13 protein-coding genes are annotated in these 19,027 nt (G+C 44.8%); 3 read left to right on the top strand and 10 right to left on the bottom strand.

What is annotated here, in order from left to right; genetic code table 11:
* Together R7Z47_RS06170 and R7Z47_RS06165 are read right to left on the bottom strand one after the other, a co-directional pair.
* A partial coding sequence (locus tag R7Z47_RS06170) for a DUF4011 domain-containing protein (protein ID WP_318129896.1) occupies nt 1-5,320 on the bottom strand: 5,320 nt, incomplete at its 3' end.
* Nucleotides 5,321-5,599: 279 nt separating this feature from the next.
* A complete protein-coding gene (locus R7Z47_RS06165) occupies nt 5,600-6,487 on the bottom strand; it encodes a LysR family transcriptional regulator (RefSeq protein ID WP_262607084.1) in 888 nt (295 codons plus the stop codon).
* Nucleotides 6,488-6,584: 97 nt separating this feature from the next.
* Between R7Z47_RS06165 and budA the strand changes: the two genes are divergently transcribed.
* Genes budA through R7Z47_RS06150 form a run of 3 tightly spaced genes read left to right on the top strand, consistent with a single transcriptional unit; the run spans nt 6,585 to nt 9,858 of the window.
* Entirely contained in the window at nt 6,585-7,370 is a 786-nt protein-coding gene (budA, locus tag R7Z47_RS06160) for an acetolactate decarboxylase (RefSeq protein ID WP_005392587.1), read from the top strand.
* A 29-nt stretch (nt 7,371-7,399) separates the two neighbouring features.
* Nucleotides 7,400-9,103, top strand: a complete 1,704-nt coding sequence (alsS, locus tag R7Z47_RS06155; RefSeq protein WP_262607085.1) for an acetolactate synthase AlsS — start codon at nt 7,400-7,402, stop codon at nt 9,101-9,103.
* A complete protein-coding gene (locus R7Z47_RS06150; RefSeq protein ID WP_017820351.1) occupies nt 9,100-9,858 on the top strand; it encodes an SDR family NAD(P)-dependent oxidoreductase in 759 nt (252 codons plus the stop codon). Before alsS ends, R7Z47_RS06150 begins: the two co-directional genes overlap by 4 nt.
* Nucleotides 9,859-10,146: 288 nt before the next feature.
* Here the strand turns inward: R7Z47_RS06150 and R7Z47_RS06145 are convergent, their stop codons facing one another.
* The 8 genes from R7Z47_RS06145 to R7Z47_RS06110 form a co-directional block, all read right to left on the bottom strand.
* Nucleotides 10,147-10,743, bottom strand: coding sequence for a methyltransferase domain-containing protein (locus tag R7Z47_RS06145; protein WP_167416114.1), 597 nt, complete (start codon nt 10,741-10,743; stop codon nt 10,147-10,149).
* Nucleotides 10,744-10,879: 136 nt separating this feature from the next.
* Entirely contained in the window at nt 10,880-12,082 is a 1,203-nt protein-coding gene (locus R7Z47_RS06140) for a phenylacetate--CoA ligase family protein (RefSeq protein ID WP_033906431.1), read from the bottom strand.
* A 9-nt stretch (nt 12,083-12,091) separates the two neighbouring features.
* Complete coding sequence (locus tag R7Z47_RS06135; protein WP_213965450.1) at nt 12,092-12,913, bottom strand: ABC transporter ATP-binding protein; 822 nt, start codon at nt 12,911-12,913, stop codon at nt 12,092-12,094.
* Between the two features lie 80 nt (nt 12,914-12,993).
* Nucleotides 12,994-14,238, bottom strand: coding sequence for an ABC transporter substrate-binding protein (locus R7Z47_RS06130; RefSeq protein ID WP_005373285.1), 1,245 nt, complete (start codon nt 14,236-14,238; stop codon nt 12,994-12,996).
* A gap of 45 nt (nt 14,239-14,283) precedes the next feature.
* Nucleotides 14,284-15,351, bottom strand: a complete 1,068-nt coding sequence (locus tag R7Z47_RS06125; RefSeq protein ID WP_005382737.1) for a branched-chain amino acid ABC transporter permease — start codon at nt 15,349-15,351, stop codon at nt 14,284-14,286.
* An 11-nt stretch (nt 15,352-15,362) separates the two neighbouring features.
* The gene (locus R7Z47_RS06120) at nt 15,363-16,256 is read right to left on the bottom strand and encodes a branched-chain amino acid ABC transporter permease (protein WP_005373295.1); all 894 of its coding nucleotides are present in this window, start codon (nt 16,254-16,256) and stop codon (nt 15,363-15,365) included.
* On the bottom strand, nt 16,256-18,208 hold the full coding sequence (locus R7Z47_RS06115) for a long-chain fatty acid--CoA ligase (protein ID WP_262607086.1): 1,953 nt from the start codon (nt 18,206-18,208) through the stop codon (nt 16,256-16,258). Before R7Z47_RS06115 ends, R7Z47_RS06120 begins: the two co-directional genes overlap by 1 nt.
* Nucleotides 18,208-19,008, bottom strand: coding sequence for an ABC transporter ATP-binding protein (locus tag R7Z47_RS06110; RefSeq protein ID WP_005373297.1), 801 nt, complete (start codon nt 19,006-19,008; stop codon nt 18,208-18,210). Before R7Z47_RS06110 ends, R7Z47_RS06115 begins: the two co-directional genes overlap by 1 nt.
* Between the last annotated feature and the right edge of the window lie 19 nt (nt 19,009-19,027).

Genomic DNA, 19,027 nt, shown 5'->3' with positions numbered 1-19,027 from the left:
CTTCTGCTTCTGCTTCTGCTTCTGCTTCTGCTTCTGCTTCTGCTTCTGCTTCTGCTTCTGCTTCTGCTTCTGCTTCTGCTTCTAGCAGTATGTCTCGCTCCCTTTCCACTTCAAGTATTTCTCTAAGTTTTGAGTCAATGTTTTCAATTGCATATTCAGGATCAATAAAGTAATCCGTCGACCATAACCTAACAATATTCCATCCTAGGCCTTCCAAAACTATCTGTCTTACCCGATCTCTATCTCGGGCTGCAGGAGAAGAGTGGTACGTAGCCCCATCACACTCAACACCAGCTATGTACTTGCCAGGCTTGTCTGGATGAAGTACTCCGAGATCAACTCTAAACTTACTTACTCCTACTTGTGTTTGTATTTTCCAACCTTTAATTCTTAAAGCTTGAGCTACCGCTTCTTCAAAATCACTATCAAATTGATCGACTCCATGCTCTGCAGAAGCAATCTCAGATAAAGCAATTGGCCCCTTTTCTGCAAATTCAAGGAAGTGTTTTAAGTGCTCAACGGCAACCGAGTTCGTTCTGCTTAAATCAATCATTGAAGAGTCAAAACTACTAAAGACAACAACCTCCGTGGTTGCGCGAGTAATCGCAACATTTAAGCGGCGCTCTCCCCCGCTTTTATTGAGTGGCCCAAAATTCATACTCATCGTTTTGGCTCCTGGCTCCGTAGGACCATACGCGAGACTGAGCATGATTACGTCTCTCTCATCACCCTGAACTGACTCTAGGTTCTTAACAAAAACAGGATCTCTTCCTGACCCCTCTCGAAAGTATTTTTCGATAGCAGGGTTTTGTCTTCTTGCGTCGTCTAACAGATCTTCAATCGTTCTTTGCTGATCAGTATTTAAAGTTACTACACCTATAGACTTATCTTGTTCATATTTATCCAGTAATCTTCGAACAATTTCATTTACGACTGCTTTTGCTTCAGCCGTATTGTTGCGACCCGCTCCTTTAGCATAAATTCCGTTAACTCGATGCAAAGAAACTGCTGAATCTTTTGTTTCTGAAGAAGGATAAGTTACTAATGAATTTTCATAATATTTATTATTTGAAAAAGCAATAAGGGTTTCATGCCTACTTCGATAATGCCCCATCAACCTTTTAAGCGGTAACCTCGCAGCAAGCGCTTGGTCAAGAATAGACTCTAGATCTTCTTCATCTGGATCATCCGAATTCCCTCGAGCAGAGAAAAAGTTTGTTGGGGGCATCTGTTTCGGATCACCGACAATGATTGCGTTTTTCCCTCTCGCTATAGCACCTACAGAATCCCAAGTGGTCATTTGTGATGCTTCATCAAAAACAACCAAGTCAAATCCTCTGAAATCAGAGGGCAAAAACTGAGCAACGGACAGTGGTGACATCATTAAACATGGACACAAATCCAATAACGAATGACCTAGCTCGCTAATCAAACTTCGGATTGGTATATGCCGAGTTTTTTTCTGAAGCTCTTTAGCTAATACACCAAATTGTTTCGAACTCTGCTCCATAGATTGTTGTGTAGGAGCACTCTTCGAAGCAAGTGCAACCACGTAATCGCTTGTAATCTTAGCAACACGTTCGTCTACCACTTGAAACTCTTTTATTGTTTGTTCATGCGTTGAAGCTTTGAACTTTCGAAGCTCATCGCTAGCATCAATAAGAAGTGGGGCGAGCCAATAAGAAAAAGCAACTCGAAATTGCTCATTTAACTCTTCAGGGTTACTTACTCCTGATTCCAGAGCTTTAACCATTACATCAAGCTTATTGTCATACGCCTTCTGCTTGACTGATTGCCACTCACACCAGTTTTTCAACTTGTTTGACTGAGTCTTTATATCATTAAAATTCCGATATAGTGATTCAAGTTCAGCTTGCTCGGGTATACTGACTCCAAGTTCCGCAACAATCGAATTCGAGTTTTTGAATTCTTTTACCGCCTTGGAAAAGTTATTTAGGCTTGAATATACTTTCGACTCTTCTAAAAACTCTCTCCCATCTACAAACCATTTTCTTATCGCAATCAATGTTTCAGAGGGTTCATCAGTCAAGCTAACCAGGTTAGATACAATCTCACGAGTTTTTTTCCCTGTTACTGCAGTGCTTTCTAATATTTCGTGAGACGTATCCCAACCTTTCCAGACCGAGTAGTCCCCAATAATGTTGATATGTTCTTCTATTGAGCTCTTGAGCTTCTGAACCGTCGCAATTTTTTCAAGAAGTAACAAATCTTCAATTTGAGACAGGCCAAACTCTTTCGCTTCGCGATTTATCTTACGCTTGCGAAATATTGCTTTAAACCAACTTGTTTTAGCTTCTTCAGCCAATTGTAGCCATCTCTCTGTGGGTAACTTAGACAAGTTGTCGCTAGTCACGCCATGCGATATGTCTTTAAGCTGCTGGTCGTAATCTGCTTTTAATACCGACAACTCTTGAATGGCTGCAATTCGTTCTTTTGAACCAGAATCTACAGCGAATGCAATATCTTCAAACGTTGCGATCATTGCCAACTCATAAGCACTTTCTAGTGCTTCAACATTTTTAAGCGTTTGGCGTATCGAGGTAAGCGAAAAACTCGATTGAACCTGTTGTGTCCAATCTATTAAGACATCGTAGTTTTTTAACCAGTCATCAATAACAGCAAGTAAATTAGACTGCCAAACATTCGACCACTCAGTAGCAAAAACTGGCATAAATGCGTTGATGTTCAAGCCCTTAATATCAGAGAATGCTAGTGCTAGCCTCCCGACTAACTCTTTAATCCTAACTAAATCCTCTTTTGTAGAAATAGGAGCTGCTGTTATGTCAGGGAGCCAATCTAGCTTGACTTTTAAGGTTTCACCATTTAATGCAACGGTAGAGATAGCGTCTCTGGCTGAGATTCCAAATGCCGATTTTCCATGTAAAGCACGAACATAATTGTTAAGCTCATCTCTCCTCGACTTGAGCTCTATAATATTCGCTTCCCATTCTTCAGAGCTTAAACCCTCTCTTTTCTGCCATGCCTTATTTAATTGTTCAAGAACTGCTCGTTTGTTCGCTTTATTGCTATGTAGTTCCAAGCAAAGATGATCCAAACCTACTTTCTGTAAACGGCGATATACCACATTCAGTGCAGCCATTTTCTCCGCGACAAAGAGTACTTTTCGCCCGAGCCCGATATTATGAGCAATGATATTAGCGATAGTCTCTGACTTTCCGGTTCCTGGAGGCCCTTCCAGAACGAAATCTTGTGCACGAGCAGAAGCATCCACTGCAACCAACTGAGAACTGTCGCAGTTCAAAGGAGTATAAATCGAGGCAGGATCTAATTTCTCATCAATTTCTTCTCGTTCGATAAACGAGCTCTCTTGGGGGTATGGGTCCTTAGGGTTATCAACTAAATGCTTAACAAATAAATTTTCCTTGAGATCATCTAACCGATCTTTAAGATCTTTCCACATCAGATATTTAGCGAAAGAGAAAGAACCTAAAACTAGCTCTTCCACTAACTCAAAACCAGCTTGTTCCTTAACGGCGTCTCTTACTCTGTGCCATACATATGGTACATCTATACCACTATCATCCATCGGTAATTCATCTCGAAATTCACTTAGGTTGATATCATGCTCGGATTGCAGAAACTCAATAAGAGTAAGATTAAAAATTGGTTCTTCTTCTTGAAGTTGCTCGACGTAAACAGACGCACGAGCACTACGACGGGTAAGCTTTACGGGAATTAATAATAGAGGAGCTTTATAACTTCTTGTATCTTCTGGGTTCTCTTTCCATTTCAAAAAGCCAAGCGCTAGAAAAAGCGTATTCGAACCACCCTCTTCCAGATCATTTTTTGCTTTTCGGAACAACTCTATAGAGTTTCGCTCTAATCGATTAGGTGACTGATTAGCAATCAGAATCTTATTCTGAATTTGATTGAACGCGTAGCTTCGATGGAGATCAGACCCGGACTGAAGACGAAACAATTCGTTATCGCGCTCAGAGTCAAAGTAAGGACTTTCCTGTGCAGACTGAAACTTAAATTTTACGCCATCTGCCAACATATCTTCGATCGCAGCAATATCAGGACAATATAATTTGATCGCAATGGCTCGGTCACTAAAGTTAAGAAGGCTATTTTTCTTTGTTAAATCAAGAAGCTTGCGTGACCAAGTATCGATCCTAGTTTCTGGAGTTTCCTCTATAACTTGTTCTTCTTTTCGCACAGGGGGTAAAGGTGGAACAACAGGTAACATCAGCTCAACTGAAGTATCTTCTGACGTTTTTTCTTCTCGTGTAGCTTCTACGGTTGAGAGTGGTTTTATCGCTTGCGCTCTCGCTTGAGCAATATCAATGACCATCACAAACTGTTTTTCATGTTCTTCTGATAGCAATTCTCGAGCATGCTCTCTCGACTGCTCAAAAGTAATTGGAGAGTCACTAGTAACTAAAGTCGTTTCAAACAACACTAGATCACGGTTATCTATCCGTTTTCTTACATCCTGAGGGTCATCATTTGTTAAGATAGGTAATCTTTCATCAATAAGCCAAGCACCCGCAAAAGCATGACCTTCCGTGATTGCCACGACAGGATTCAAACCCATTGCTTCGATACAACTAGCAAACAACACAGACAAATCCAAACAAGCCGCCATTCTGGAATTACTAATATCAGAAGGCAGCCTAACGCGCTGACCCAATTTCGCAAACCCCTTAGGCGGGCTTACATAAGCTAGCTTTTCTTGAAAAATTACGTTCCACAAAGCTGCGATCATTAGGTACGGCTTTTCACGTGTATTCGACTGATAGCCATCGACAGAGCGCCCATAGCCACCTTTTTCAAGAACTTGTGTAACCTTGTGAATAAGAGATTCAACATATACACCGTTGGGCTTGACAAATGCACCTAACAGAGCTGGTTGACGGATCTCTCCGCCCCAATAATCAGCAGGCAGAACATCAAGAGGAACTTTACACTCTTTGAGTACCTCCCCATCGTCACTCATCAATTTAAAAAACAAAGATAGTTTTACTTCTTCAGTTAACCCAAACAGCTTATCAAAGGGAAACTGTAACTCTTTTACTTTTAAACTTACTACCTCACCAGGCTCTAAGCGATCAATATGCCATGATGTTTCATCTAGCCAGCCTTCAACTCCTTCGAGTTTAAGAACAAGCGACCGATATGTGGGGGATTCTTGTTCCTCTTTTTTAGGGTAACTCACTCGGATAGACTTAATTATTGGATAAGAGTTTTGCTGAGCAGCAAGTGAAAAAGTCGGAGTAATATCAATATCTAATTCAATGCCGTTAATTAATGTCTCTTGGACACTTGTATCTAACACTTTCAATTCCTTCCAGCTGGCTGACATATGAAACTGAGTTAACTTTTACTCTCTCAATACATTCAAGTCTAACTGGAATTTAAAATTCTATGATTATTGATGGGTCATACAGTAAATATTGATAAAATAATATCTATTTAAACAGCTCTAACGTGAAACAAATCACAATGAAAATATGATACAGCTTATTAAGTGTATATCGTATTTGGATCACCAAAGAACAAATACGTTTATAAAACGAAGCCTTTTGATCAAGCGGTGTTGAGCTAATGATTTGGCCTAAAGCAGAGCCTCAACATGACCGATGTGCATGGCTACTTTTAGCGCTTGTTTATTGAGATTAGACGCCTCCCAAGCAACAACAACACGACTAATGAGAGGGATATCATCAATCTCGGCGACTGTCGCGGAATCATCGAGATGTTCAGCCAGTGAGCGCGGAACGAGAGCAATACCTAACCCGGCCTGCGCCATGGCAATCGTCGTACGAAGTTGCGGTGCTGCGAACTGTGGTTCGAGCCTTACTCCTGCATCGGCAAAAAGTGTGCTCATGCCATCAAACAATGCGGGTCCAGTCTCTCGTGGAAACAGTAAAATTTTATGACCTCTCAACTGTTTCATCTGGATACAGGGATATTTTGCCAGTTCGTGCCCCGCCGGAATCACCGCGACAAACGGGTCGTTAAACAACACCTTGTGCTCAAAAGGCTCACTGGCGTAACAGGGTAGCCGCATGATTGCGAGATCAAGTTGTTTGCTTTTTAACTGAGTGGCAAGCTCTGGCATTGACAGTTCCGCCGTCTGTAAATGAACCCCATTCTCTTGAATACGCCCAATCCTCTCCAATACCTTAATGCAGGTTGATGTTGACGTCGCGAACCCAATTTTAACCTGCGTATTTTCACCACGAGCAATCTGACGAGCTTTTGCTTTAGCGCGTTCCACATCAGCAAGAATATTTACCGCATCCGTATAAAAGACTTGCCCTGCACGGGTCAGCTCTACTCCTCTAGACAAGCGCTTAAATAAGTCCACGCCAAGCTCGTGCTCTAGCTTTTTGATTTGTTGACTCAAAGGAGGTTGCGCAATCCCTAACTGTTCAGCTGCTCGGGTAAAGTGACGAGTCTCGGCGACCGAGACAAAATACTTCAGGTAGCGAAATTCCATATATTTTCCATATCAAAATAAATCTTTTTTATATTGGATTTAGCACCGTGTAGAAGTCAATCTAAATATACCCTTCATTGCATAACTGGTCTTACTCATGCGTGGATTTTATAACCCTCTATGTGCTTGTTCGCTTGAAGTAGCGAAAGAATTTTCTGAATACCATCACGTTACCGGAGATGGTGAGATTTATCAGACTTCGTTAATGAGTGCTTTGATCGCTGGTGTTTACGAAGGCTCGACAACCATAGAAGAACTGCTGAAACATGGGGATTTTGGTTTAGGTACGTTCAATGAATTGGATGGTGAGTTGATTGCGTTTGATAAGGAAGTTTTTCAACTTAAGTCGGATGGCTCCGCAAACCCGGCAGACCTGGCGCAAAAAACGCCCTTTGCTGTCATGACTTTTTTTAAGCCTGATATCGAGCTGCCACTGACATCGCGCATGTCACGTCATGAAGTCCATAGCCTCATAGACGACATGGTTCCAAGCGATAACCTATTTTGCGCAGTGCGCATTGATGGCGTTTTCGATTCCGTTCGTACTCGCACCGTACCTAAACAAACACGCCCTTATCGGCCAATGCTTGAAGTGGTCAAAGAACAACCAACGTTCCGCTTCACGCATAAGCAAGGCGTGGTCGCCGGCTTTCGCAGTCCTAAATATACGACTGGCATCAATGTACCCGGCTATCACGAACATTTTATTACTGATGACCGCCAAGGAGGTGGTCATATCCAGGATTACAGCATTTCGTCAGGATTTCTCCAGATTGGCAAAGTCTCGCGGCTAGTGATTGATACCCCAGTATCGACAGACTTTCTCAGCGCCAATTTGGCTCCGGAAGATATAAATACCGCTATAGAAAAGGCGGAAAAGTAACAAAGTCAGGCAAATAATAAGGACAACAAATGCAATCCAAACCTTCAAATAAAAATGGAGCTCAGTTGATCGCTCAACAGCTAGAGTCTCTCGGCATTAAGTACATTTTCGGTATTCCCGGTGCAAAAATCGATCGACTGTTCGATGCGATTGAAGACACTAGCATCCAAATGATTCCTGTACGTCACGAGGCTAACGGCGCATTTATGGCGGGCGTTATGGGAAGACTAACCGGCAAAGCAGGCGTCACAATGGTTACGTCAGGCCCTGGCTGTGGAAATCTAGTTACGGGGGTGGCAACAGCAAACTCCGAAGGCGATCCGCTGATTGCTATCGGTGGTGCGGTGAAACGAACTGACCAGCAAAAACAAACACACCAGAGCATGGATACCGTCAGTATTTTTCGCTCTATAACCAAGTTCAGTGCTGAAGTGCAGCATGTGGACGCCGCAAGCGAGATCATGGCGAACGCATTTCGTATCGCAGAGTCAGGTCGTCCTGGGGCTTGCTTTTTGAGTCTCCCCCAAGATGTTTTATCCGAGCAAACCCAAACGGACATTATTGTCCCCTCGCCTTACACACAGCCTGGTTGCGCAGACATCGCAGCAATCGAAGAAGCGGTCAGTCGAATCAGTAAAGCAAAGCGCTGTGTGGTTTTACTTGGCCTTCACGCGAGCCGCAGTCAAAACGCTGCTGCTATCGCTCGGTTTCTTCAAAATACGCAGCTACCCGTTGTCGGCACTTACCAGGCCGCCGGCACGGTAGACATCAATTACTATCATCACTTTGCTGGGCGTGTCGGTTTGTTTAATAACCAACCTGGCGATGTTTTACTGCGGGACGCCGATTTAATTCTCACCATCGGCTTTAGCCCAATAGAGTATGACCCTGAGCTTTGGAACAGCCACCGCAACCCAGTGATTCACCTCGATATTGAACCAGCAGAATACCAACTTAATTATCAACCTTGTGTTGAAATCGTCGGAAACATTGCGCAGTCATTAGACAAGATGGGCAGCTATATCTCTGAATATGCTCGCCTTTCCCCAACGGCACTTTCAGTACTGGAAGAGGTAGCACTGCAACGGCAAGTGATCAAGACCTATCCCAATGTCTATAACAAGCAAGGGTTTCATCCACTGGCACTAATAAAAGCTATGCAATCTATCATCACACCGGATACCACGCTATGCCTTGATATGGGGAGCTTCCACATCTGGATCGCTCGTTACTTGAGCTGTTTTCGAGCTCGCCAAATGCTGGTGTCTAACGGCCAACAAACAATGGGCGTTGCACTCCCATGGGCCATTGGTGCCAGCCTACTAAAACCTGGTAGCAAAGTGGTATCGATATCAGGAGACGGCGGTTTTATGCAATCGAGCATGGAGTTAGAAACCGCGGTTAGACTGAACTGCAATATCCTCCATATTGTGTGGGTTGATAACGCCTACAACATGGTAGAAATGCAAGAGGTCAACAAATATCAGCGCTGCTCTGGTGTGAAATTTGGACCAATTGATTTCAAGGCCTACGCCGAATCATTTGGCGCGAAAGGCTTCGCAGTGACTAGTCAACACGAATTACTACCGACATTGAATAAAGCCATGGATGTTGAAGGACCAGCAGTGGTGGCTATTCCCGTAGATTACAGCGACAACGACAAACTGATGTTGCCGCGCACAGAGAAAAATCAAGATCCCGTTTTTGTAAGTTTCGAAGGAGAAATCGCATGAGAGGATTAAAAAATAAAGTCGCACTCGTGACTGGCTCTGCCAATGGCATTGGTTTGGCCATCGCAAAACGTTTGTATGAAGAAGGCGCAAACGTCGCTCTTGCCGATTGGAATGAAGAGCAGTTGGCAAACGCCGTTGAGGGCTTTGATAAACAGCGTGTGTCTGCGCATTCTATTGATGTTTCTGACCCAGAAAAAGTCGCAGCACTGATTTCTGATGTTGTTACCCGTTTCGGTAAACTGGATATTTTAGTAAACAATGCTGGCGTACATGTCCCTGGTTCCGTGATTGAAGGTAGCGTGGAAGACTGGAAGAAAATCTCTGGTGTAAACATTGATGGTGTTGTTTATTGCGCGAAGTTTGCGTTACCTGAACTCTTGAAAACGAAAGGTTGTATGGTAAATACCGCGTCCGTTTCCGGTTTAGGTGGCGACTGGGGTGCCGCATTCTATTGCGCGAGTAAAGGCGCAGTGGTGAACCTTACCCGAGCGATGGCATTGGACCATGGTGCGGACGGGGTAAGAATTAACGCCGTATGCCCAAGCTTAGTAAAAACCAACATGACGAACGGCTGGCCGCAGGACATCCGCGATAAATTCAATGAGCGCATTGCGCTTGGCCGAGCAGCCGAACCTGAAGAAATTGCGTCTGTCGTGACTTTCTTGGCAAGTGATGACGCATCTTTCATTAATGGCGTAAACCTACCTGTAGACGGCGGTGCCACCGCATCAGATGGTCAACCTAAAATAGTATAAGCATGAAATAGACAGATCAGTAAGAGACGTTCTACTACCTTTCGGATCGATGCTGATCTGTCGCTTTACGCTCTGAGCACATAACCCGTACCAGCAATAAACTCAACCACTCAACCGCTGTTAGAGATATCTCAACAACTTAAAACCAGCAACGAGAAATTAATGTTTCACACAAACCGACAAACTATGTGAGCATTCCATCAGGCTTAGAGTGAAGACTTATATATCAGCGATTCACAAAGAACCAGAAAGTTTCCGCGAATACTTCTTCAAAAATATTAAAAGCGACTAACACTTCTGCCACACCATCCATTGCTCTCTGCCTTTAAAAACCTCAACACTGTTTGCCACCACTGAGGACTTCACAAGTTCAAACGTGGGCTCCAGAAAAGCTGCCAACTCCCCACTTCGCAAACAAAATGGAGGGAAGCGAGAGTGGTAATCATCATCTATAACGAAATAACCAATTAACAAACCGTCTCTTGGCAGCAATTTATCCACCATAGCAAAGTATTCTGACCACATGTCTCTCGGTAGTGCTGCGAGAAAGGCCCGCTCGTAAATGACATCAAACGATTGAGAAAAATCGGCATTAAATACATCACCCAATACGACTTTATCTTTGTAGTTACCTAACGCTGATTGCGCCATTTTTACCGCTTCTTGGCTGTAATCCATCGCGATCACGTCATGCCCATATTGAATAAAAGTGCTCAGTTCATAAGCGGCACCACACCCAGGAATAAACACTGAATGGCCTACATGAAGTGAATTGTCGAGATAGTCCTTGAGTTCTTGAGGTGTCGATTGGGCATCCCAAGGCATAGTGCCTCGGATAAACAAATCATCCCAGAATTGTGTGTTAATCATTGGTGCCTGTTTCATTTACCCGCTCCCTGATTGCGGTAGTAAAAAATAAAGGGATACGCAGCGCAATGTGGTATCCCTTTTCTAGCCTTTTGTCTGACGTTGTTAGTTTTTTATGACAACCACTTTCTACTGCACTTATGCCACCAATGAGTTAACTGCGAAGATCATTGATTAACGGCTGCTCCGCTTGGTTCGGTACAAACTGGACATTGCCTTTCAGTTTAGTGACAGACTGGAGTGTTGCTTGAATGTCCTCTGCTGATACATGCACATCATGACAACAGAAAGTAATGGCATCGTTGAAGCCATCGCGCTCAATTTTCAAGGAGCCTTTAATATCGTGGCGACGACAGACTTCTTGGATCTGATGCGGATAAACAAACAGCCCTTTTACTTTCACCGCGGAGTCTGCTCGTCCCATCCAGCCCTTAATTCGTGCATTCGTGCGTGAAGAATCAGAACTTGTCTCTAGGTATGCCGATAAATCTCCCGTTGCGTAGCGAATCAGCGGGAACTTCTCATCGAGCGACGTTACAACGACTTCACCGACTTCTCCCGGTTGTACAGGAACACCATCAGGATCAACGATTTCAACAATAATATCTTCGGCAATCACTAATCCTTGTTCACCAGACACTTGATAAGCAATCAAACCAAGCTCTGCACTTGCGTAGGCTTGAAAGACTGCAATGCCTTTTTCCTCAAACATCTGTTCCATGTCTGCTGTAACCGCTTCACCAGAGACCAGAGCTTTCTCAAAGCTAGGCAGCTCATTGTATTTCTCTTGATACTTTTGTAGCAACGTCAGCAAATACGAAGGTGTACCAGTGTAACCATTAGGTTGAAGCTGTTTAATTGCCTCTATTTGCGCTTCGGTATTGCCTACTCCAGCCGGAAATACCGCACAGCCACAAGCCCTTGCGCCACCATCCATAATAAATCCGCCAGGAGAGAAATGGTAAGAGAGCGTGTTGTGCACTAAATCACCCGCACAGAACCCAGCTGCGTGAAACGCGCGCCCCATACGCCAGAAATCGGCCTCATCCGTTTGAGCCTCATATAAAGGCCCAGGAGACTGAAAAACACGTGCCATTTGACCAATGGCAACGCTATTTAAGCCACCAAACGGCGGTTTAAGTTGCTGCTGATTAGGTACATTGAACTTACGTGTAATCGGGAACTGAGCAAGCCCTTCACGATTGTTTGCCAATGTAGGATCTAACTCAGAAAAATGCGCTGCGTAATGTTCGCTATTGGCTTTCGAATTTTCAATCAGCGCTGGCAAACGTTGAAACAGCGACTCTTCTCGCGCCTGTAGAGACAACGATTCTTTCGCATCAAATAGTTCGTTCATCCTTGCTCCTTACAACCAACGCTTACGACGTTTGTAAGATTTCAGATTCTTAAAGCTCTTGCGATCTTCATCGCCGCCGCCAAGGTAGAATTCTTTTACGTCTTCATTGTTTAGCAATTCGTGCTTGCTGCCATCCAGTACGATTTTGCCTGATTCCATGATGTAACCGTAATCGGCCGCTTGAAGAGCGAAGTTGGCATTCTGTTCAACCAAAAGCATGGTAATACCTTGCTCTTTGTTGATCTTGTTAATAATGCTGAATACTTCTTTAACTAGCAGCGGAGAAAGCCCCATAGACGGTTCGTCCAACAAAATCATCTTCGGTCGAGCCATTAACGCTCGGCCAATCGCTAACATTTGTTGCTCACCGCCAGACAAATAGCCCGCTAGGCCAGTGCGCTCTTTGAGTCGCGGGAAATAGTCAAACACCATTTCGATGTCTTGTTCAACTTCGCTGTCAGTGCGTGTATAAGCGCCTAAGCGAAGATTTTCTATTACCGTCATATCTTCAACAATTCGGCGCCCTTCCATAACTTGGAAGATGCCCGAACGGACGATCTCTTCCGGGCTTTTGTTGTCTATACGCTCGCCCATGAAGTTGATTTCGCCGCGCGTCACTTCACCATCTTCGGTTTTCAATAAACCAGAAATGGCTTTCAACGTTGTGGATTTACCCGCACCGTTGGCGCCCAGTAAGGTCACAATCTGCCCTTTTGGAACTTCTAAACTCACACCGCGAAGTACTAGTATTACTTCGTCGTAGACGACTTCAATGTTGTTCACTGAAAGCAGTATTTCTGCCGGTTCGATATTCGTTGCTAATTCAGCCATCAAGCTACTCCTTGCTAGGGTGAGAGTGTTCTCTCACCCATCCTTATTTTCAGTAAGCTTTGTTATTAATAAGTCGTAGATTAGTAACCTAGCCAATCGTCACGACGTGACAATGTCACCTGAGATACTTTCTTAATATCAACTGCGCCGCCATCGTTGTTGCCCATAAAGACGTTCACGGTTGTTGTGCCTCGGTGATCTTCCGGTTTCCAGTTCGCAGGGACACAAACACCTTCTAAGCCTTGTGGTACCCAGTTGTCATGGACATACATGCCCTTCTTGATGTTTTCACCTGTGATACCACCGTTGTCTTTCGCCCACTCCATTGCTTCTTTCATATAGAACGCAGAACAAATACCGCGAATGTAATGGTGAGTTCTGAATTCGCCCGGCTCTGATTCAGACTGCTTAGAAATCTCACGAACCAGCTTCATGCCTTCGTTATCGTCTCCCCAAAACGCCGTCATACCTGGGAAAACGTAATCTTTAAGGCCATCGCCTGCTGCTTCAAGCACTGGCTTGTCGCCGCCCCAAATGTTTGCCATGTACTGGAACTCTGTCCCAACCGTGTTACAAGACTTCACTAGTGAGATAACCGAGCTACCGATATTGGCAATGTAACCGTAGTTGGTGCCTGACTCTTTCAGCGACAAACATTGCGCTTTGAAGTCCCCTGGTTTTAGTGACACAACGACTGGGTTTTGCACATCAAAACCAAGCTCTTTGGCGTACTCTGCACACGCTTCTTTTGGCGCATTCGGGAATGGATGGTTATCGCCAATGTGCGTAAATTTCGGCGCACCTTGATTGCCCTTAGATTCCCAATCTTCTTTCGCCCACTTAACTAGCGCACGGCACGCATCTGAGTACGACGCACCATAAAAGAAATTATAAGGCGCTGGTTTCGCGGTTTTTGGGTTTTTGCCAGTTGGGTCAGTTAAGTGACCAGAGTAAGAAGCAGAGAACACCGGCACTTTGTCTTTGGTAACAAACGAAATAAGCGCTTCGGTATCCGCCGTACCCCAACCTTGCAGCGCAACCATGTCTTTACGCGCCACCCAACGTTTATAGTTAGAAATCGCCACTGGTACTTTGTACGCCATGTCTACTGTTTCAAATTCGAGCTCGGTACCGTTAATGCCACCGTTTTGGTTAATCCAACGCAATGCGTCTCGCACGCCAGAACCATAAGGCTTGCTCACATAGGCAGTTGGTCCAGAAAAGTCGACTAATTGCCCGACAAACACAGAATCTTTTGCCCAAGTTGCGGTAGTAAACAGTGCAGATGACAGCACCAACGTTGTCGCTAAATGTCCTTTGTTCATAACTCGTTGTCCTTGTTATTGAGGTATATTCCACTTAATTCCACGTTAATATGAGAACGGATAGTGTTTCCAATATGCTCGAATCTGTTGCCAGCGATGCGATAATCCTTGAGGTTCGAAAATAAGGAACAACATGATGACTAAACCAATCGCCATCTCTTTGAAGTAAGCCAGACCATCAGTGAAAGCGGTGGTATCACCAAACGCTGAAAGCCCCGTTACGCCAAACTCCAAAACTTCAGGCAGCAATACGATAAATATCGTCCCCATCAATGTGCCTTTGACTGAACCCAAGCCACCAATGATGATCATTGCCAAGAACTGGATAGACATCATGATGGTGAAGCCTTCTGCTGATACAAACCCTAGATAATGTCCGTAGAGTGCCCCCCCGATGCCTGCATAGAATGCACACACTCCAAATGAGAGCAGACGATACTTGGTTAGGTTGATGCCCATGATCTCTGCTGACAGATAGTGATCTCGTACTGAGACAAACGCGCGACCGTCACGAGAACGGATTAAGTTTGATGCCCACATATACATGAAGATCAGCGCAAACAGAGCGATGTAGAAGAAGCTTTCGTCAGTCGTAAACTCAAAGCCAAACAAATTAATTGGGTTCGCGCTAGCACCGTATGAGCCGCCACTGAACCAATCTGCGCGAGCAAAGAAGTCCTCTAGAATAAACTGCGCCGCCAACGTTGCGATAGCTAGGTATAAACCTTTAATTCGAGCCGCTGGCAGACCAAACAGCATCCCCACAATCATGGTTAAGTAACCCGCGAGCGGAATCGCAAACACGACTGGAATGTTAAACTGGTTATTTAACCAAGCCGATGCAAAGGCGCCAAAGCCAAAGAACGCACCGTGACCTAGCGAGATTTGTCCGGTAAAACCAACCAAAATGTTTAAGCCCAATGCCGCGATACCGAGGTATGCAATCTGAATAAACAGGTTTAGGAAGTAAATGTCCAAGACCAGCGGTGCTGCCAGCATGGCGATGACACCAGCAATCGCAAGGCTTCTGATGGTTTTGGTTTCAAAAATTGGCGTATCGCTTTTGTATGTGGTTCGAAAATCCCCACATGGGCGCATGCTAAGTTGAGCCATGTTATTTCTCCTTAAATACGCTCAATATCTTTGGTACCAAACAGGCCATATGGCTTGAAGGCAAGAATGATTAACAGCACATAGAATGGTGCGATGTTGTATAAGTTACCCACTTGCAGGTATTGGCTATCAAAAAACTCAGCCAAGTTTTCTAGCACCCCGATGGTAATACCACCGACAATTGCGCCGACTACCGAATCTAAGCCACCTAAAATAACGGCTGGGAAAACTTTGATACCAATAATGGATAGCGCGTCAGATACGCCGTTAACGATACCGATAACAATCCCTGCTGTTGCAGATACCATTGCCGAAATGGCCCAACTGATGGCGAACACTTTCTTGATGGAAATGCCAAGACTCTGGGCTACTTGCTGGTTGAATGCCGTTGCGCGCATTGCCAGACCCATTTTGCTGAATTTGAAGAACCAGTAGAACGCGCCCATGATGAGCATTGAGAAGATCAAGCTCAGAATGTAAGCAAACTCAACATTCAAACCTCCGATATTCACCACGTTGGTTTCGAACACTTGCGGGTACGACACAGCAGAGACACCGAATATCCACTTCATCAGCGCTTGGAAAAACATCGATAGACCAATGGTCACCATGATCACAGAGATAATCGGTTCACCAATCAACGGTCTGAGCACAATGGTTTGCACGGCGATACCAAAAATCATCATGAACGCGAGCGTGAGTAAAAAGCCGATAAAAAACGGTAACTGTAGGTGCACCAATGCCGCCCAACATACCCATGCGCCAATCAACAGGAACTCACCCTGAGCAAAGTTGACCACCTGGGTCGATTTGTAAATCAATACAAAGCACATGGCGACAACGCCATACAACATGCCAACGATCACGCCATTAATGACGAGTTGCAGTAATAAATCCGTATTCACTATGCGATCCTCCGTTGTTCGCTATCCACTAGTGTTGGCTCATGCTCAATAAGCGTTTCAATAACTAGCGACGTTTGAATGCGTGTTTTGGTGCCATCTTGATAAGTGATCACTGTATCGACATCGACTTTTGGATCGTCGCTGTAGATGGTTTCGATGATGTCTCCGTATTTCTCTGCAACCACACCACGGCGTACTTTACGTGTGCGAGTTAGCTCTCCATCGTCGGCATCCAGCTCTTTGTAAAGTAGAATGAATTTGCTGATCTTCTGTGCATCCGGTAGGGATTCGTTCACTTTTTGAACTTCTTCACGAATCGCTTGGTACACTTCTGGTTGAGCAGATAAGTTGGTGTAGTTGGTAAATGCCAAGCCGCGTTGCTCTGCCCACTTCGCGACGATCGCATAGCGAATACAGATGATGGCAGACAGCCAAGGTCGACCTTTACCTACCACCACGGCTTCTGCAATAAACGGCGAGAACTTGAGTTTGTTTTCGATAAACTGTGGCGAATAACGGTCGCCATGGCTGGTTTCCGACATATCTTTCAGACGATCAATCACCACCAAGTGACCGGAATCTTTAAAATAGCCCGCATCGCCTGTGTGCATCCAACCATCTTGAACATCTTCATCATATGCTGCTTGGTTGTTTAAGTAGCCAGTAAACATGCCTGTACTTTTCGCGATGATTTCACCAACGCCATTGCTGTCCGGGTTGATGACTTTCACATCTGCATTATCAAACGCAACACCAACGGAATCGTAATCCACATCATCCGCTTGGTGCACGGTGTATGCGCCACACATTTCGGTCTGACCATAAAGCTGCTTAAGTGGCACACCAATAGCTTGTAGGTAACGGAAAGTGTCAGGCCCCATCGCCGCGCCGCCCGTTGCAGCAGATGTTAGGTTCGAAAAGCCTAAACGGTCTCGCAAAGCACGCAAAAGAATCCATTCGGCGAGTTTAGAACGTTTGCCCTGCTCTAACGCTTTGTTGGCTAAGCTCATGCCCAGTTTGTACATCTTTTGCTTAAACGGTGTCGAATCCATCATTCGTGCAGACACGTCTGCCACAATGTTTTCCCACACACGTGGCGCTAACAGCACAAAGTTTGGACCGATTTCACGCAAGTCGGACATCATGGTTTCTTGTTCTTCCACAAAGTTAACGATTTGACGAGAAATCAACGCCTGACCAACCACGTAAACCTGCTCCATAATCCAAGGCAAAGGCAGAACAGAAACGTAGTTGTCGCCTGGGGAACGAGGGTCTGCACGCAAGTAAGCCGCACAGTGATCCAAGAACGTGCCACTGTGTAGCTGAGCCAATTTTGGTTTAGAAGTCGTACCCGACGTTGTACAAAGAATTGAAAGATCGCTGCCTTTGGTTTCAACAACCATATTGAGATATTTGTCTGGGTCCGCTTTATCAATCAGCTGACCTTTTTTGTAGACCTGTTCAACATCAATCAATCTTGGATCATCGTATTTACGCATTCCACGAGGATCGCAGTAAATAATGTATTCGACGCTAGGAATTTCATCACCAAGCTCAAGCAGCTTGTCGCATTGCTCTTCATCTTCGGCAATCACGACTTTTGCTTTGGCATAGTTGATAAGGTACGCCACCTCTTCGTGCATAGAATCTTGATAGATGCCCAGCGAGAAACCTTTGATCGCATGTGCCGCTAACTCGCCCCATATCCATTCAGGACGGTTATCACCTAGCAAACCAACGACATCTTGCTCACCAATACCTAAATCTTGTAGTGCCAGTGCCATCCACTTGACGCGGTTTTCATAATCCTTCCAAGTGAACTCTCGCCATATACCAAACTCCTTTTCACGCATTGCGACTTGCTCGGGCCAGTTCTTGGCATTGTGTTGCAACACTTTTGGAAAGGTATCTAAGCGGGTTATATCTGCCCAATCATTATGTTGCTGTGCCATTATGCACTCTCCTCTAATGTCGGTAGCTCTTCGCCTAAGTACGCTTGTTTCACATGTGGGTTGGCCATCACTTCTTCAGGCTCACCTGTAGCAATGTGTTTCCCGAAATCCAAAACCAAAACGCGATTAGAGATGTCCATGACCACGCCCATGTCGTGCTCAATCATGATGATCGTGATATCTAATTCTTCATTCAGATCCATGATGTAACGTGCCATGTCTTCCTTTTCTTCCAAGTTCATTCCTGCCATTGGTTCATCAAGCAGCAATAACTTAGGTTTTAAGGCAATGGCACGAGCAAGCTCTACACGTTTACGTAATCCGTAAGATAGCGTGCCTGCAGTCGCTTTTCGGATGTGCTGGATTTCTAGAAAATCGATCACGTCTTCCACATATTTGCGGTGCGCCATCTCTTCTTTCTGCGCATTAGAGAACCAATAGAGTGGCCCCGTGACGAAGTTGTTTTTTAGTAGGTGGTGTCGGCCAACCATGATGTTGTCCAGTACCGACATGTGAGAAAAGAGCGCTAAGTTTTGGAAGGTTCTTCCCAACCCTAACTCAGCTCGTTGGCTAGGTGTCCGTTTAGTTACATCATCTCCAGCGAAGATTACAGAGCCTTTGTTTGGTGTGTATCGACCAGAGATGCAATTGAGCATTGAGGTTTTACCTGCACCGTTTGGACCAATGATTGAAAAGATTTCCTTTTCATTCACATGGAAGCTCACGTCAGTTAAAGCTTTCACCCCACCAAAAGCCAATGAAATATCGTTTACCTGCAACAGAGGCGATTCCGATACCATAGTTGATCTCCCTTTCGTT

Origin of the sequence: Vibrio sp. 1641 (genome assembly GCF_033339995.1) — a bacterium.
In the GTDB taxonomy this organism is placed as follows: Bacteria; Pseudomonadota; Gammaproteobacteria; order Enterobacterales; family Vibrionaceae; genus Vibrio; species Vibrio alginolyticus.
This window is presented reverse-complemented; position numbering and strand designations above follow the sequence as displayed.